We start from the raw sequence: 17,463 nt of genomic DNA on the forward strand, positions 1-17,463 counted from the left end.
AGCAAAGATTTTTGGAGCAAGGAACAAGGATTTTTGGAATAAGGATAACAGATGGCTACTGTCCTTATTCCAAAAATATTTGTCCTATAATTGTTCCTTTTTCCCCAGATCCTTGTTCTAAAAATACCATACTCCAAAAATCCTTACTTTAAAAATCTTAATTCTCATTGTTTTTGGATAATATTGTAACTTATAAGTCATATCCAATAAACACTTATGAAAACAGCTTTAATAACGGGTATAACAGGTCAGGATGGGGCGTATCTCGCCGAATTCTTACTGAAAAAGGGCTATGCTGTTCATGGTGTAAAACGACGTTCGTCATTATTTAATACCGATCGAATTGACCACCTATATCATGACCCGCATGAACCCAATGTAAAGTTTAAGCTGCATTACGGCGATTTAACCGATTCTACCAACCTCATCAGGCTGGTGCAGGAAGTTCAGCCCGATGAAATATATAACCTGGCCGCGCAAAGCCACGTAAAAGTGAGCTTTGATACACCTGAATATACAGCCAACGCCGATGGTATTGGTACCCTGCGCGTCCTGGAAGCTGTACGGTTGTTAGGTCTTACCCAAAAAACACGGATATACCAGGCCTCCACATCCGAGCTTTATGGCTTGGTACAGGCTGTTCCTCAAAGTGAAACTACGCCATTTTATCCACGGTCACCGTATGCGGTAGCTAAGCTATATGGCTACTGGATCATTGTAAATTATCGCGAAGCATATAATATGTATGCCTGTAACGGTATTTTGTTTAATCATGAAAGCCCAATCCGCGGCGAAACTTTTGTTACCCGTAAAATTACCCGTGCCGCGGCAAAAATAGCCTTAGGTTTGCAAGATTGCCTGTATGTTGGTAATCTTTCGGCCCAACGCGACTGGGGCCATGCTAAAGACTATATTGAAGCCATGTGGCTAATGCTGCAGCAAGAAAAGGCCGAGGATTTTGTAATAGCTACCGGTGTTACTACCACCGTTCGTGATTTTATAAAGATGACTTTCAATGAATTAGGCATCGAGGTGGAGTTTAGCGGTAAGGATGAGCACGAGCGTGGCGTGATTATTGATATCGATGAACAAAAGGCGAAAGAGCTTGGCTTAAATATAGATGCCCTTAAGTTTGGGCAAACCGTAGTAAAAGTGGATGCTAAATATTTTAGACCAACAGAGGTTGAACTGTTAATTGGAGATGCTACAAAGGCTTTTGAAAAATTAGGGTGGAAACCTAAATATGACCTTCAGGCCCTGGTTACCGATATGATATTATCAGATCTGCACCTGGTTAAAAAGGATGATTATCTGAAAAAAGGCGGTTTTAAAACGCTTAATTATTTTGAATAAAACTTATCAATTCTGCATGAAGAAAATATTTACCTGTGTTATACTATTATTTTTAATAAGCGGGGTTGTAAAAGCGCAATCAGTATACCAACCATACTCATATCAGTTTTATCAGAAACTGGATGCTGACGTTTATTCTACACAAACGCGGGTGCATAGCTCGTTAAAGCCATTTTTTGTTGATGATTCACTTGTAAAGCATCATTACGATTCCTTAATGAATTTGAACGAGCTTAAAGGAAAGTTTTTTACCCAGCATCAGATTGATGTGAAGGGGAAGGGCTATACTTTTTATACCGATCTTTTGCCCGATTTTAATCTGAGCAGGGATTTCTCCAATAAAAAGAATACCAACTCGGGTTCGCTTGGGTTGCAGGTTGGGGGTACCGTTGGTAGCAAATTGTCTTATAACGTTAGCGCTTATGAAAATAGGGCCGTACTGCCTGATTACCTGGCTACTTATACCAACCAGGTAGGTATAGCTCCCGGGCAGGCCTATGCCGGTATCTATGGCAATGAATATCGTTGGTCGTACATTACTGCATTGGTATCATATACACCCAATAAATATTTGAATATAACCGCAGGGCGCGATAAAACTTTTATTGGTGATGGTTACCGCTCTGAACTGTTATCTGATTATGCTTCACCGTATCCGTTCATTAAGCTAACCGCCACTCTTGGTAACGTAAGGTATATGGCGATGTGGGCCTATTTTAATGATCCGCTATCGGTTAAAGTGGATGGCGGCGATCGTAAAAAGTATGGTGTATTTCATTACCTGGATTGGAATGTAAGTAACCGGCTTTCATTTGGCTTTTTTGATGCGGTTATCTGGCCTGCTAAGGACGACCTTGGTCATGAACGTGGTTTTGATTTTACTTACATCAATCCTGTTATATTCTTACGGCCTGTTGAGGCAACAAACGGCTCGCCAGATAATGCTTTGATCGGGTTAACGGGTAAATATAAACTTACCGACGGCGTTACAGTATATGGTCAGTTTGCGCTTGACGAGTTTGAGTCAAAGAATTTTTTCTCCAGCAATGGTAGTTCCCGTAATAAATATGGATGGCAGCTTGGACTTAGAGGTGCAAACCTGTTTAATGTCAGTGGATTAAATTATTTGCTGGAAACCAATAACGTAAAGCCATATACCTACTCAGAACGTAGCTCCATAGTTAACTATTCTGAAAATGGCGAGCCTTTAGCGCATCCATGGGGTGCAAACTTTCGTGAAGTGGTTGGTTTGTTGAATTACTCCTATAAAAGATTTGATTTTTCCGGTGAGCTTGATTATGGACACTATGGCTTGGATATGAATAATCTTAATTTTGGTAAGGATATCTTCCAACAATATGTTGACCCGGCAAGGGCATTTGGCAACTATACGGGCCAGGGCTTAACAACCAATATGGTTTACTTGGAGGGTAAGGTAGCTTATTTGCTAAACCCTAAATATAACCTGCGTTTTGAATTGGGTGGGCTTTATCGTTCTGAAAAGAACAGCCAGTTTCATGACAAAACAGGCATGATCACCTTAGGCTTACGCAGCTCGTTCCGCGCTATTTACAATGATATAGCAAGTTATAAAACGCACTAAAGGAGGGGAGTAGTTGATTGGGTTGATTAAGTGAATGGTTTGAAAACTTAATCAACCCAATCACTTAATCAACTTAGCAACCGTTTTATGAAGCTATAGTATGTGCATTATGCTTGGCACCTAAACTTCTAACCTGTGCTATAATGTGTTGGGCATCATATCCACATTCGGCCCAAAGTTCGGGTTGTTCACCGTGCTCTACGATCTTATCTGGTATACCAAGACGTTTTACCTGTGTATTTTGATAGCCGTTATCAGCCATAAATTCCAGTATCGCGCTTCCCATTCCTCCTTCAAGACAACCGTCCTCAACCGTAATTACTTTGCTGAATTTTTTAAATACTTCGTGAAGTAAAGCTTCGTCAAGCGGTTTTACAAAGCGCAGGTCATAATGCGCAGGATAATAGCCTTCAGTATTTAGTTCGGCAGTGGCTTTTACCACTTCGTTACCAATGGCACCTATCGATAAGATAGCTACTTCTTCACCATCACAAACTTTGCGGCCTTTACCAACAGGTATAGCCTTGAAAGGGCGCCGCCAATCCACCATAACACCGTTACCACGAGGATACCGGATCACAAATGGCCCCATGTTTTCCTGTTGAGCGGTAAACATGAGGTTACGCAACTCTTCTTCGTTCATAGGGGCAGATACCGTCATGTTGGGTATACAGCGCATAAAAGCCAGGTCATACGCGCCATGATGTGTTGGCCCATCGGCACCTACAAGGCCGGCTCTGTCCAGGCAAAATATCACATTGAGATTTTGAATGGCCACGTCATGTATTACCTGGTCATATGCCCTTTGCATAAAACTGGAATATATATTACAAAAGGGTACCAAACCCTGGGTAGCCAATCCTGCCGAAAAGGTTACTGCATGTTGTTCGGCAATACCTACGTCAAAAGCACGCGTTGGCATGGCTTTCATCATGAGGTTAAGCGAGCATCCCGAAGGCATGGCCGGAGTAATGCCCATGATTTTAGGATTTTGCTCGGCCAGTTCAATAATACTGTGCCCAAAAACATCCTGGTATTTGGGAGGCTGTGGTTTGTCGTATTTGGTTTTCTTGATCTCGCCGGTTATCTTGTCAAACAAGCCGGGAGCATGCCACTTGGTTTGGTCTTTTTCGGCCAGGGCATAGCCTTTACCTTTGGTGGTAATGCAATGTAATAACTTCGGACCGGGTATATCACGCAGATCTTTCAGCACTTTTACGAGGTGGTTTACATCATGACCATCAATAGGGCCAAAATATCTGAACTTAAGGGCCTCAAAAAAGTTGCTGCGTTTTAACAGCGTACCCTTGATGCTTTTTTCTATCTTCTGCGCTATTTTAAAGGCATCAGGGCCAATAGCCGATAACTTGGCCAGTACATGAGCTATATCGTCCCTGAAGCGATTATATGGCTTGGAAGTGGTGATATCTGTAAGGTATTCCTTTAACGCGCCCACATTGGGGTCTATCGACATATTATTGTCGTTCAGGATCACCAGTAAATTCGAATTTTCGATGCCGGCATGGTTAAGCGCTTCAAAAGCCATACCCGCGGTCATGGCGCCATCGCCAATAACGGCTACGTGCTGCCTGTCGGTTTCACCTTTATAGTGCGAAGCTACTGCCATGCCTAACGCTACAGAAATAGAGGTAGAGGAGTGTCCTACACCAAAAGTATCGTATTCGCTTTCAGAGCGTTTAGGGAAGCCACTTAGTCCTTTATATACACGGTTGGTATGAAACTCGTCACGGCGGCCGGTCAGTATTTTATGGCCGTAAGCCTGATGGCCTACATCCCAAACTAATTGATCGTAGGGCGTGTTCAGTACGTATTGAAGAGCCACGGTTAACTCTACAACACCTAAACTGGCAGCAAAATGGCCACCATTTACCGATACCACATCAATAATATACTGGCGCAGTTCCTGGCAAACCTGTTCAAGCTCGGTTTCGTTAAGTCGCTTTAAATCAGATGGATAATTTATCGTTTTTAATAAATCCCCGGCTGGTACCTGCATTGACATTTGTAAGAATATTTAACTTACAAAGTAAGTTAAATATTTATAAAAACTGGTTATCTAAATGTATTTATTGTTTCTGGAATAGAGAGCCAAGAAATAAGAATCAAGAAACAAGACTCATTTTTTTGTGATTCCAATCTCTTGTGTCTTGATTCTTATCTCTTTGGTTCTATGAAAAAGTCTTATTTTTGCAATAGATATATGACCGACGACAGCTTTGCTATAAAATTACCCCAGTTTGAAGGTCCGTTTGATCTGCTGCTTTTTTTTATCGAAAGGGATGAGCTGGATATACATGATATACCCATAGCCCGTATAGCCGACGATTTTTTAAACTATATACACCAAATGACCAGCCTTAACATGGAGCTGGCCAGTGAGTTTATTTTTGTGGCAGCCACCCTGATGCGTATTAAGGCAAAAATGTTGTTACCCCGTTACGATGCTGATGATGCCGGTGACGAAGCCGATACCAAAGAAAACCTGATCAGGAAACTGATAGAGTATAAAAAGTTTAAAGAACTGTGCGACGAATTGCGCCCTTATGAAGAAGAGCGTTTTAAACAGGAAAAGCGGGGTAACATTAAACATGATCTGGAACAGGTTGAAAAGGTTACCCATCCCGGCGAAGAATTATCGGAACTAAGCTTATACAAACTGATGATGGTACATGAGCGGCTAATGCGAAATTACCTTAATCGTAGTGAAGAGGTAAAACATACCGTTGTTCAATATCCGTACACTATCGAAAAGCAGAAGAAAGCAGTAAGCGATCTACTCAAGATCAATAAAATGCTTGATTTTAAAGCTATTGCCAACCATTCGGAAAATAAGGTGCATTTTGTTTACAATTTTCTGGCTGTTTTAGAAATGCTGCAGCAGGAGCTGATTGATATACAGATTGGTTTAGGATATAATAATTTTTGGATATCAGCCAGGGAGATTTGAGATGTTAGATATGAGATGTGAGACAAGAAAAGCATAGAGCTTGTTGTTCATTTATAATTAATTACAAAAGCTATTTTTTTAATCTCAAATCTCATATCTAACATCTCAAATCTAATTTTTGCTAACTTAGCGCCCGTTATAAACACAGTGCCGTTTTAATTATATATAATGAAAAGAGACAAATTAATTTTTAAGTTATTGGATGAAGAGCAGCAACGCCAGGAAGAAGGTATTGAGCTGATAGCATCTGAGAATTTTGTGAGCCGTCAGGTTATGGAAGCTGCAGGTTCTGTTGCTACTAATAAATATGCCGAAGGTTTACCAGGCAAACGTTATTATGGCGGCTGCCAGGTAGTTGATGAAATTGAAACCATTGCTATTGAAAGAGCCAAGCAACTGTTCAATGCTGAATGGGCGAACGTTCAGCCGCATTCTGGCGCTCAGGCCAATGCCGCCGTGATGCTGGCCGTGCTTCAACCAGGCGACAAAATATTAGGATTTGATCTGTCACATGGTGGCCACTTAACTCATGGCTCACCGGTTAACTTTTCAGGTAAATTATATGAGCCGCACTTTTACGGTGTGGTTAGAGAAACCGGCTTGGTTGATTATAAGCAATTGGAAAAAGTTGCCCTTAAAGAAAAGCCAAAACTGATCATCTGCGGTGCTTCGGCTTACTCGCGTGATTGGGATTATGAATTTATACGTAAAGTGGCCGATAAGATAGGCGCTTTAGTGCTGGCCGATATATCGCACCCTGCCGGACTTATTGCCAGGGGATTATTAAACGATCCGCTGCCGCATTGCCATATTGTTACTACTACTACACACAAAACATTACGTGGCCCGCGTGGTGGTTTGATCTTGTTAGGTAAGGATTTTGAAAACCCATTCGGTATCAAAACACCAAAAGGCGAAGTAAGGATGATGTCGTCATTACTGGATATGGCTGTTTTCCCAGGTACACAGGGTGGCCCGTTAGAGCATATTATAGCTGCTAAAGCAATTGCCTTTGGCGAAGCCCTAAGCGAAGGCTATATGAAGTACATCCTGCAGGTTAAAAAGAATGCCGAGGCTATGGCCGAAGCCTTTGTTAAACGGGGTTATGAGATCATATCAGGCGGAACAGATAACCATTTGATGCTGATTGATTTGCGTAATAAAAACATTACCGGTAAAGCGGCCGAAAACGCTTTGGTAACTGCGGATATTACGGTGAATAAAAACATGGTGCCTTATGATGATAAGTCACCGTTTGTTACTTCTGGTATACGCGTGGGTACCTCAGCTATTACCACCCGTGGTATGAAGGAGAAACAAATGGAACTCATTGTAGAACTGATAGATGCCGTAATTGCCGACCCGGAAAATGAACCTTCTTTAAAGAAAATACGTAAAAAGGTTCATAAGCTGATGCACGACTATCCGTTGTACAGAGAAAGCAGCGCGGAATAATTAATGACCAAAAGGCAGCAGGGAAATTTAACAGCAGAAAAAGAGCGTTTAGAGGCCCTGCGGTCGTACCATATTTTAGATACGCCTCCTGAGAAGGAGTATGATGCAATTACCCGCCTTACATCTTATGTATGTAATGTCCCTGTTGTTCTTATCACCCTGATTGATGCCGACAGGCAATGGGTTAAGTCTAAATTTAGCGCCGGTACTGATGAAATCATCAGTGCCGGCGCTTTTTGCAATTATACCATCCTTACGGAGGAGATATTGGAGGTAAGCGATACCCTGCTTGATGAAACCTTTAAGAATAATGCTGAGGTGATAAATCAGCATGTTCGATTTTATGCCGGTGCACCACTGATTGACCCGAGTGGACATCATTTAGGGACCCTTTGCGTTGTTGATACTGTACCCCACAAGCTCACTGCCGAACAGCGCGATGCTTTGCGGATACTGGCGGATAAGGTGATGTCGCACTTTCTATTGCGCAAACGGAATCGGGATCTCCAAGAAAGCCTTGCAGTACATAAAGAGTTTCACGACCTTTTTGACAGCTCGCCCGATATTCATTGTATTTTGGATCGCGATTTTAAAATTAAGCGGATCAACCAATCTGTCAAATCGGTTTTAGGGTATGACGCAGATGAGGTAACGGGAAAGCCGATATGGGATTTCTTCAGAGAGAAGGAAAGGGATTTGTTTCTGAATAAATTGCAGGAGGGATTAAATGGCCAGGATAGGTTTGAATTTGAAACGCCCATTTTTACTCCCGATCATGCGGTTAAATGGCTAAGCTGGGCCGCTACTTTTAAAGATGATAAATGGTTTGCCAGTGGCAGGGATGTAAGCTATCAGAAACAGGTTGTAAAAGAACTCAAATTATTATCGCTGGTGGCCAGTAAAGTGGGTAACGGTGTAGTGATCAGTAATGTTGCTGATGAAGTAGTGTGGGTGAATGAAGCGTTTGAACATATTACCGGTTATAATTTGGCTGATGTTGAAAATAAATACCTAGGCACCACTTTAAATGGTAAGCCGGTTGATAACGCTGCTATTGAAAAATTAGAGGCATCAATAAAAAAGAAAGAATCATACGAAGTAGATCTCCTGATTGACCGGAAAGATGGAACCCCGATATGGATCACGGTTGTCAATTCTGTTATTCATAATCAAAAAGGAGAGATTGATAAATCCATCCGGATCATTATTGATATTACTGCCCGGAAAAAAATTGAGCAGGAATTAGAGATTCTATCCTTTGCAGCCAGAAAATCGCCCAGTGGTATTTTTATACGCGATGCCGAAGGCAAAATGCTCTGGATGAATGAAGCCCTTGAAAATATTATTGGTTATTCGTTTGCCGAACTGGAAGGAAAGATCATGGGCAATACTCTGGTTGGTGAAGATACAGACCTGGCTGTATTTGAAAGCGCGGTAATAGCCGTAAAAGAAAACAGACCTTACGAGATCGAGATTAAAGTATACAAAAAGGATCATACTCCACGCTGGGTATTTTTATCCAATAGTCCGTTATTTAATGAAGCAGGCAAGGTCGATCGTCAGATTGGTGTAATGGTTGATATTACCGAACGTAAAAAGAGTGAGGAGGAGCTTACTAAGCTTTCTTTAGTGGCCAGTAATACTACAAGTGGGGTGGTTATAAATAATAGCGATGGGAAGGTTGAATGGGTAAATAAGGCATTTGAAAATATTACCGGGTATACTATCAATGAAGTAAGCGGGAATCATTTAGGTGATGTTTTGAAAGGGGAGCTAACAGATGTATCAATTATTCAAAAAACACGCGAACTATCCCGGAATAAGCAATCATTTGAGGTTGACCTGCTTATTTATCGTAAAGACGGGCAACCTTTATGGATATCGGTTATCAACTCGGTAATTATTGGAAATAATGGTAACGTTGATAAATATATCGAAGTAATTATCGATATAACGGCTAAAAAGAAGGCAGAGATAGAACTGATCATGGCCAAGGAAGAAGCCTTACAATTAAGCAGGGCCAAGGACATGTTTATATCGGTGATGAGCCATGAAATACGAACGCCGCTTAATGCAGTGATCGGCATGTCGCATCTGCTGCTCGAAGATAGCCCGATGGAGTCGCAAAAAGAAAACCTGAGCATCCTCAAATTTTCGGCCGAAAATTTAATGGTACTTATCAATGATGTATTGGATTTTACCAAAATAGAAACTGGTAATGTTGAGCTGGAGAAAGTAAATGTAGATATGCGGGAGCTTATTCAGAGCATCAACACTTCCATGCGTTACCGTGCTGACGAAAAAAATATTTATCTTAGCCAAAGCATTGATGATGCTGTACCCGCGGTTGTGATAGGCGACAGAATCCGTTTGTGCCAGATACTGTTGAACCTGGTGAGTAATGCGGTTAAGTTTACAGACAAGGGCGGAATTAATATCGACCTGAAAGTGATTCAGGAAAGTGATAAGGATGTTCGGATACGGTTCTCCGTATCAGATACAGGCATAGGTATTGCAACTGATAAACTGCATACCATATTTGAACAGTTTAAACAAGCCGAACCTGATACTACACGCAAATATGGTGGCACCGGCCTGGGTTTAGCTATTAGCAAAAGACTGATCGAACTTCATGATTCAAGAATAAACGTTGATAGCATACCAAACAAGGGCTCTACTTTTTGGTTTACTATAACGTTTAAGAAGAAAACAAGTATCCATTTGAACAATAACAACAACAATTTGGAAGCAGGGCTTAAAATAAATGTTTTAGTAGTTGATGATAACCAGATAAACCGGTTGTTGATTAACAAGATCCTGAAAAAATGGGGCGCTAATGCTGATTTTGCTGAAAATGGTGTTGAAGCTATCCACAAAATAGAAAACAACCGTAATTATAATGTGGTATTAATGGATATCCACATGCCACAGATGGGAGGCCTTGAGGCTACCCAGATCATACGGGCTATGCCCGATCCATATTTTCAGCAGTTACCCATCATTGCCTTAACCGCATCTATGCTGAGTAACCAAATGGGTGAGATAGACAACGCCGGGATGAACGATTATGTATTAAAACCATTTGATCCTAAATCCCTTTATGATAAGCTGAGCCGGTATCAGCATCAGTAAAAGATACTTAAACCGCTTGCTTATTCAACATAAACTCCTCGTCAGCAGGGAAATTCTTAAAGATCAATTCATAGGCGATTTTTATCCATATAATAATACATGGCCATGCCTTCATAGCGAGGCTGCTCATCCATTCCCTGGCTGGTCCTGGGAAAGCATCACTGGGACCTAAACCGGTAATAACCAATAGCAACACCAACATCACCATATTGAAAGTGGTAAAAGGCTTATCCTGCATCATTGTATAAATTACGGCACCTGCTGTAGCTATAATGTAAGTAGGGTGTTCGGACCCGGTACTAAACAGAACAACCATCAACAGGGCAGAACATAATACCTGTAATTGAAATTTCAGAGAGCTAAATTGTTTAAACCGGAGCAGCGGGATAGCAAAAATAATGGCCCCGGCTATCAGGAAAGGGGTATTAGGCAGGGCTGCATTTTGAGTTAAACGACGCGCTACACCCATAATACACCAATCTATACTGCCGGTTAAACTTACGTTCATGGAGTTTTTAAGGTTTAACTCATGAAACCAGTCCTGATAGGATTGGATAATATAATGAGGACTGGAGATGAGCATGGGTAGGGCAAACATAACACCAGCCCATACCGCTGTACTAACGATAAACTTTAATTTATTACGGGAGAAAAGAAAAAACGCCAGACCAACTACCGGGTAAAACTTTATTAAAGTACCTGCTACAATTAATAGAGTAGCCCATTCATCCTTGCTCTTTTTTACCAGCATAAAGCTTATAATAATAATGGCCGCTATAAAGGCATTGATCTGCATGTAATGCGAGGTATTGGAAAACTCAATAACACATAACAAAAGGATGGCTGTTTTTATCCGCTTGTTAAATGGCAGCAGATGTACGGCCAGCAGAAAAGCAAGCGCGTTAAGTATTTGCCATAGCAAAAAACCCACCGCTTCTGATGGGATGGCGAATGGAGCTACCAATATGGTAAACGTAGGCCCGTACAAAAATACATCAGAATATTCTGCCGGATACAATAAATATAAGTTTAAGCCTGCCCTGGCATGGTAATAAGCCTGGCGGAATATGAGGTAGTTATTATCAATATGCCTGAAGTATTTAAATTGCCAGCAGTAAACCGCAACTGCTAGATATAACACCCAAACCCATTGATAGCCGGTTAAATAAAGAAACCTTTTTGTCATTGCAAGTAACTGTGATAATTGTAATCGACAAAAGTATTGATAAAAAAGATATTGGATTTAATTTGTTTTATTGAGCATAGGCAATGGTGGCAATGCTTAACTTAAGTCCGGGTATTTTTAACAGTTCGATGCCACAGGCTTCCAGAGTCGATCCTGTAGTTACAATATCATCAACCAGCAGAATGTGTTTGTCGATTAATCTTTCGGGATGTTTGATCATAAATACGTCCTGCATATTCTCAAAACGGGCAAAGCGCGACTTATGGGTTTGTGTTGCCGTGGCTACCGAACGCTGTAAATTATCATCTTCTACAATAGCAGGTAGTTTTTCAGCAAGACCTTCGGCAAAGCGGGTACTTTGATTGTATCCACGTTCCCGCATCCGTTTTTTGTGCAGTGGGACAGGGATGATCAGATCTACAGTATTAAAAATGGGGTTTTCAGCTAATTGAATTCCCGCCATGTTGCCTAATAAGTTACCTATCCGTTGCATGCCTTTATATTTAAAATGATGCATCAGGTTTTGAATCTTGCCGCCTTTGGTGAAATAATATAGGGCGTAAGCCGCTTCAACTTTTAGTTTGCCATAAAATTGTTGGGCAACAATATTGTCGGCCTGTAAATGAAAGTTGGTATAGGGCAAATTATACCGGCAATCAGAGCAAATAATATACTCGTTGGCTACAAGGCTGACTTGGCAGGCCGGACATAGTTCGGGAAAAAGCAGTGAAACAAAATCGGACAGGTAGCCACGCAGCAATTTCATGCCGTTAATTTAAGACGGAAATTTTAAACTTCGGTAACTTTTGCTTTTTCTTTAATGGCTAATTGTCCACAAGCGGCGTCAATATCCTTACCCCGGCTGCGGCGAAGGTGTGTATTGATACCTTGCTTTTGCAGATAAGCGGCAAAAGCTTCTACCTTATCTTCACCAGCATTGATATAGCTGGCAAAAGCAATAGGGTTATATTCAATGATATTTACCTTACAGGGCAGGTGTTTGCAAAATTTAGCCAGCTCCACAGCATCCTGTATCCCGTCATTAACACCATCAAAAATAATGTATTCGTATGTTACCGGGTTCTTGGTTTTGGCGTAGTAATATTTTAATGCCTCGGCCAATGCCTTTAATGAGTTTTGCTCGTTAATAGGCATTATGGCATTACGTTTTTCGTCATTCGCGGCGTGTAACGACAAGGCAAGGTTAAATTTTACCTGGTCGTCGCCCAGTTTTTTGATCATTTTGGCAATGCCTGCTGTGGAAACGGTGATCCTTTTTGCCGACATGTTCAATCCGTCCTCGGCAGTAATGCGTTCAACAGATTTCATCATATTGGCATAATTAAGCAAAGGCTCGCCCATACCCATGTATACGATGTTGGATAATGGAACGCCATAGTTTTCACGTGCCTGCTTGTCTATCAGAACAACCTGGTCGTAAATTTCATCAGGATTAAGGTTTCTTTTGCGCTCCATGTACCCTGTGGCGCAGAACTTACAGGTAAGGCTGCAGCCCACTTGCGATGATACACAGGCCGTCATCCGGCCCGGAGTTGGAATTAAAACTCCCTCAATTAGATGAGTATCATGTAAAATAAAAGAATTTTTTATAGTTTTATCAGCACTAACCTGTGATGAATTTATTTTAACGTTGTTAATAACAAAATTTTCGTCAAGTTTGGAGCGCAGTTCTTTTGAAATATTGCTCATTTCGTTGAAAGAGAAGCACGATTTTTTCCAAAGCCATTCATAAATTTGTTTAGCCCTGAAACTTTTTTCCCCCATACGGATAAAATGCTCCTGCAAGGCTTCCAAACCGAGGCTACGGATGTCTATTTTATCTTTTACATTATTCACAATGCAAAAGTACTTAAATTTAAAAAAATCTGTCTTATTTTAAAGTCATTCTTTTAAATGATAAAAAAACATAACTAAAAGTTAATTGTAATTAATTTTGTAGGGTTGTTTTAAAAGAAAAACGTTTTGAGATAGATACTAAGTGATATAATTAATGAAAAGTTTTAGAGCCGATTACGTTTTTCCAATTTTTGCCGATCCTATTAAGAATGGAATAGTTACTGTTGATGATCAGGGTAAAATCATTTCAGTTACAGACCACAATACCCCTCCCGATGGCCCCGTTGAAAAACTAAGCGGTATTATTTGCCCGGGGTTTGTAAATACCCACTGCCATGTTGAGCTTTCGCATCTGAAAGATAAAATAACTCCTAAAGGCGGATTGGTGAAGTTTATAAAAGATATACAGGCAACCCGTAAAGCTGATGATAAAGAAATATCAGATGCCATTCAAAAAGCCGATGAGGAAATGTACACCAACGGTATTGTAGCGGTAGGCGATGTCTCCAATAGCAATGCCAGCATTCCTGTTAAAACTGCCAGCAAGCTGTACTACCATACTTTTATTGAAACCTTTGGCTTTTTGCCGCAAAATGCCCAGGCTATTTTTGATAAAGCCATGGAGCTTATGCAGGAATTTAAGCCGCAGTCGTGTTCTATTACACCTCATGCACCATATTCGGTATCCAAAGAGCTTTTTAAACTAATCCGGAAGCATAGTGATGCCGAACCAAACCTCATTAGCATCCACAACCAGGAGTGCGAAGACGAAAATAAATTCTATCGTTATAAACTGGGTGGCTTTATTGAGCTTTATGAGCATTTTGGTATCGATATCAGTCATTTTAAACCACAGGCTCGTAACTCGTTGCAATCTATTATTCCTTTATTAACCAATAAACAACAGGTTTTACTGGTTCATAACACCTGTACCAATTTAAAGGACATCTACTTTATAAAACGTTTTGACCGTAAAATAAATTGGTGTTTTTGCCCTAATGCCAATTTGTACATTGAAAATCGCCTTCCGAAAATACCTCTCTTTATCGATCAGGGTTTTAACATTACATTAGGTACCGATAGCCTGGCATCAAACGATAGTTTGTGTATACTGAGCGAAATGCGTACCATCCAAAAAAAGTTTCCGGCTATCAGCACGGCTAAATTACTGGAGTGGGCTACTATAAACGGAGCTTCGTTTTTAGGTATCGATGATGAAAAGGGAACGCTTGAGCCAGGCAAAACACCCGGACTAAACCTGATAACCGGTTTAGACGGCTTAAAGATCACTCCCGAAAGCAAGGTCAGGAAATTAGTTTAATAAGTTGATCAGGTTAGAATGGATTAAATTTGTACCTAATGGTAGGGTAACCACAAATTAATGTATAGCCTTGGGTTGACTCAATTGACAAAAAGATGGGTTTACATGGTTTACACTTTTTATGGTTAATGCGTATTTAAATCATTTATAATCAATTACTTGTGTATTTATTCCAGAAAAAAGTGTAAACCATGTTTTTGTATAAGTATTATTGGCTAAACGTCAATTCAAAAATGATACGACACTAGATTATCATATAAAACTTGATCAACATAATCCAACTCAATCAACTCTTAAAATCAATGACAAAGCATCTCGATATCACTGTTAAAGGAAAAGTTCAGGGCGTTTTTTACCGCAAAGCAACCAAGGCTGTGGCCGATCAGTTAGGGGTAAGGGGCTTTGTTAAAAATGAACCCAATGGTGATGTTTTTATAGCTGCCGAAGCCGACGATACTATGCTCGAAATGTTTATGGAATGGTGTAATGAAGGGCCCCAAGATGCCGAAGTAACTTCTGTAGAAAGCCATGAGGGCGAATTAAAAAACTATCGTAATTTTGAGGTTGTAAAAAGAGCCCTGTAGTTTGCCGGGTTTTATTTGTTAACTACCATCCCAAACATCAACATTGTCAACCGCTAAAAAATTTGCCGGGCAAACGGCTATATACGGGTTAAGTACCATTATATCCCGTATGATATATTTTGTTCTTACTCCAATTTATACGCGTACTCTACCGGTTGGTGCTAACGGTATTTTTACCGCAATGTATGGCAACGCTTCTATTATCAATGCCATACTGGCTTTTGGCATGGAAACAACGTATTTCAGGTACCTGCAAAAAAGAAGTGATAATAAACAACAGGTGTACAACAATGCCTTTGGCGTAGTAATAGCCATCTCTGTCGTATTTTTAGCATTCTGTTTGCTTTTCCTGGATAATATTATCAACTATATGCAAGCCGGCGTAGCTAAAGACCACGCCGATTATGCCTTTTATGTAAAAAGTTTTCTGGTAATTTTAGTGCTGGATGCTTTTTGTGTAATACCATTCGCCAAAATCAGAGCGGATGGGCGGCCGATTAAATATGCCGTAATTAAATGCGCCAATATTTTGTTTGTCATGTCGCTTAATCTGTTCTTTCTTTTTGGTGTGCCGTTTATCATTAAACATCATTTACCCGGAGGGATTTGGATGGCTGGTTGGTATAGGGAACATTGGGTTGGTTATGTGTTTTTGGCTAACGCCATAGCAAGTGTATTTACCATACTTTTATTGTTACCTGAGATACTAAAGCTAAGGTTAAGGTTTGATGGCACTATGCTTAAAGATATGTTTGTGTATAGTTGGCCGGTATTAGTAGCTAATATTTCTTTCATCATTAATGAATCATTAGATAAAGTGATGTTGAAACATATGCTGCCGCAAGCTATCAGTGATCAGCAAGTAGGTATTTATGGTCAATGTGCCAAAATAGCCCTGTTTCTGAGCATCTTTGTACAAGCGTTTAGGTTGGGGGCTGAGCCTTTCTTCTTTAGTCATGCAAAAAATAAAAACTCTGGCGATACCTATGCCCGTATCATGACTTATTTTGTAATTACGGTTTCTGTTATATGCGTAGGCCTCATTGCCAACGTAGATATATTGGCCTATATCATTGTTGGTAAGCAAATGCGCATGCATGCAGGGCATTTGGTACCTAATATATACTGGTCGGGGCTTGGAGTTATACCGCCTTTATTATTTGGTTATCTAAGTTTGGGTATTTACATGAATTTATCTGTATGGTATAAATTATCTGACCAAACCAAGTACGGATTGTATATATCTGGTATAGGTGCAATACTAACCATTGCTTTAAATTGGTTTTTTATTCCCAAGTACAGCTACATGGCATCCGCATGGATCTCATTTGCGGCCTACGCCGTTATGATGGTACTGTCATATATTTGGGGGCAGAAAAATTATCCGATACCTTATAATCTTAAAAAAGGACTAGCATATATTGGTGTATCAGCTATATTGGCATTTATATCATTTACGGTATTTAAGCGTAATGTAATAATTGGCAATGTACTCCTGGTTTTATTTGCATCCACAGCTTTTTATTTTGAACGCAATCAATTAAAAACGATCTTTAAACGATGACCATCAGAATAATTAATAAGTCGAAAAATAGTTTGCCGGCATATGAAACCGCTCATGCCGCGGGTATGGATTTACGGGCGGATATTGAAGAGCAGGTACAGTTAAAACCCATGGAGCGTAAACTCATTCCTACCGGTTTGTTTATAGAACTACCGGAAGGTTTTGAGGCGCAGATAAGGTCTCGCAGCGGGTTAGCGTTTAAGCACGGTATAGGTATTGTTAATTCGCCGGGTACTATTGACGCCGATTACCGCGGAGAGATCAAAGTACTGCTGATTAATTTTTCGACAGAGGTATTTGAGATCAACAATGGCGATCGTATTGCCCAAATGGTAGTTGCCCGGCATGAAACAGTAAGCTGGAATGAGGTGGAAGTATTAAACGAAACCACCAGGGGCGAAGGCGGTTTTGGCCATACGGCAGTGAAATAGAAGCAAGAA

At 40.5% G+C, this 17,463-nt stretch carries 13 protein-coding genes; 9 read left to right on the forward strand and 4 right to left on the reverse strand.

Annotation, left to right across the window (positions count from 1 at the left end; genetic code table 11):
* The first annotated feature begins 216 nt into the window (after positions 1–216).
* Positions 217–1,353: a GDP-mannose 4,6-dehydratase gene (gene gmd / locus BW976_RS19760; protein ID WP_076375657.1), complete on the forward strand. Its 1,137-nt coding sequence runs from the start codon at positions 217–219 to the stop codon at positions 1,351–1,353.
* 16 nt (positions 1,354–1,369) lie between these two features.
* Entirely contained in the window at positions 1,370–2,956 is a 1,587-nt protein-coding gene (locus BW976_RS19765) for a gliding motility protein RemB (protein ID WP_076375659.1), read from the forward strand.
* An 85-nt stretch (positions 2,957–3,041) separates the two neighbouring features.
* Here BW976_RS19765 and dxs read toward each other — a convergent pair whose 3' ends face one another.
* Positions 3,042–4,973, reverse strand: a complete 1,932-nt coding sequence (gene dxs / locus BW976_RS19770) for a 1-deoxy-D-xylulose-5-phosphate synthase (protein WP_076375661.1) — start codon at positions 4,971–4,973, stop codon at positions 3,042–3,044.
* Between the two features lie 174 nt (positions 4,974–5,147).
* Between dxs and BW976_RS19775 the strand changes: the two genes are divergently transcribed.
* The 3 genes from BW976_RS19775 to BW976_RS19785 all read left to right on the forward strand — a co-directional run bounded on the left by BW976_RS19775 (position 5,148) and on the right by BW976_RS19785 (position 10,511).
* Complete coding sequence (locus BW976_RS19775) at positions 5,148–5,924, forward strand: segregation and condensation protein A (RefSeq protein ID WP_245834748.1); 777 nt, start codon at positions 5,148–5,150, stop codon at positions 5,922–5,924.
* Positions 5,925–6,092: 168 nt separating this feature from the next.
* A complete protein-coding gene (glyA, locus tag BW976_RS19780) occupies positions 6,093–7,379 on the forward strand; it encodes a serine hydroxymethyltransferase (protein ID WP_076375665.1) in 1,287 nt (428 codons plus the stop codon).
* 3 nt (positions 7,380–7,382) lie between these two features.
* Positions 7,383–10,511: a PAS domain S-box protein gene (locus BW976_RS19785; protein ID WP_076375667.1), complete on the forward strand. Its 3,129-nt coding sequence runs from the start codon at positions 7,383–7,385 to the stop codon at positions 10,509–10,511.
* A gap of 7 nt (positions 10,512–10,518) precedes the next feature.
* Here the strand turns inward: BW976_RS19785 and BW976_RS19790 are convergent, their stop codons facing one another.
* The 3 genes from BW976_RS19790 to rlmN all read right to left on the reverse strand — a co-directional run bounded on the left by BW976_RS19790 (position 10,519) and on the right by rlmN (position 13,554).
* Entirely contained in the window at positions 10,519–11,697 is a 1,179-nt protein-coding gene (locus BW976_RS19790; protein WP_076375669.1) for a glycosyltransferase family 87 protein, read from the reverse strand.
* A gap of 67 nt (positions 11,698–11,764) precedes the next feature.
* Positions 11,765–12,463 carry a ComF family protein gene (locus BW976_RS19795; protein WP_076375671.1) on the reverse strand — a complete coding sequence of 233 codons (699 nt, stop codon included), beginning with the start codon at positions 12,461–12,463 and terminating at the stop codon, positions 11,765–11,767.
* A gap of 23 nt (positions 12,464–12,486) precedes the next feature.
* Positions 12,487–13,554: a dual-specificity RNA methyltransferase RlmN gene (gene rlmN, locus BW976_RS19800; protein ID WP_245834750.1), complete on the reverse strand. Its 1,068-nt coding sequence runs from the start codon at positions 13,552–13,554 to the stop codon at positions 12,487–12,489.
* Positions 13,555–13,708: 154 nt separating this feature from the next.
* On the opposite strand from rlmN, the gene BW976_RS19805 reads away from it, so the two are divergent.
* The 4 genes from BW976_RS19805 to dut all read left to right on the forward strand — a co-directional run bounded on the left by BW976_RS19805 (position 13,709) and on the right by dut (position 17,454).
* Complete coding sequence (locus tag BW976_RS19805; protein WP_076375675.1) at positions 13,709–14,875, forward strand: amidohydrolase family protein; 1,167 nt, start codon at positions 13,709–13,711, stop codon at positions 14,873–14,875.
* 302 nt (positions 14,876–15,177) lie between these two features.
* Positions 15,178–15,459: an acylphosphatase gene (locus BW976_RS19810; protein ID WP_076375677.1), complete on the forward strand. Its 282-nt coding sequence runs from the start codon at positions 15,178–15,180 to the stop codon at positions 15,457–15,459.
* A gap of 43 nt (positions 15,460–15,502) precedes the next feature.
* Positions 15,503–17,023, forward strand: coding sequence for an oligosaccharide flippase family protein (locus BW976_RS19815; protein ID WP_076375679.1), 1,521 nt, complete (start codon positions 15,503–15,505; stop codon positions 17,021–17,023).
* Positions 17,020–17,454 (forward strand): dUTP diphosphatase, encoded by a 435-nt coding sequence (dut, locus tag BW976_RS19820; RefSeq protein ID WP_076375681.1) that lies wholly within the window; start codon positions 17,020–17,022, stop codon positions 17,452–17,454. The genes BW976_RS19815 and dut overlap by 4 nt, the downstream gene beginning before the upstream one ends.
* Positions 17,455–17,463: the final 9 nt, after the last annotated feature.

Source organism: Mucilaginibacter lappiensis (genome assembly GCF_900155965.1).
Lineage (GTDB): Bacteria > Bacteroidota > Bacteroidia > Sphingobacteriales > Sphingobacteriaceae > Mucilaginibacter > Mucilaginibacter lappiensis.

Bases quoted from the DNA above. Each gene is read 5' to 3' on its own strand.
- BW976_RS19810 (WP_076375677.1), top strand. From the start codon at position 15,178: ATGACAAAGCATCTCGATATCACTGTTAAAGGAAAAGTTCAGGGCGTT.
- BW976_RS19805 (WP_076375675.1), top strand. From the start codon at position 13,709: ATGAAAAGTTTTAGAGCCGATTACGTTTTTCCAATTTTTGCCGATCCT.
- BW976_RS19775 (WP_245834748.1), top strand. From the start codon at position 5,148: ATGAAAAAGTCTTATTTTTGCAATAGATATATGACCGACGACAGCTTT.
- BW976_RS19795 (WP_076375671.1), bottom strand. From the start codon at position 12,463: ATGAAATTGCTGCGTGGCTACCTGTCCGATTTTGTTTCACTGCTTTTT.
- BW976_RS19790 (WP_076375669.1), bottom strand. From the start codon at position 11,697: ATGACAAAAAGGTTTCTTTATTTAACCGGCTATCAATGGGTTTGGGTG.
- BW976_RS19765 (WP_076375659.1), top strand. From the start codon at position 1,370: ATGAAGAAAATATTTACCTGTGTTATACTATTATTTTTAATAAGCGGG.
- dxs (WP_076375661.1), bottom strand. From the start codon at position 4,973: ATGCAGGTACCAGCCGGGGATTTATTAAAAACGATAAATTATCCATCT.
- glyA (WP_076375665.1), top strand. From the start codon at position 6,093: ATGAAAAGAGACAAATTAATTTTTAAGTTATTGGATGAAGAGCAGCAA.
- dut (WP_076375681.1), top strand. From the start codon at position 17,020: ATGACCATCAGAATAATTAATAAGTCGAAAAATAGTTTGCCGGCATAT.
- BW976_RS19785 (WP_076375667.1), top strand. From the start codon at position 7,383: ATGACCAAAAGGCAGCAGGGAAATTTAACAGCAGAAAAAGAGCGTTTA.
- gmd (WP_076375657.1), top strand. From the start codon at position 217: ATGAAAACAGCTTTAATAACGGGTATAACAGGTCAGGATGGGGCGTAT.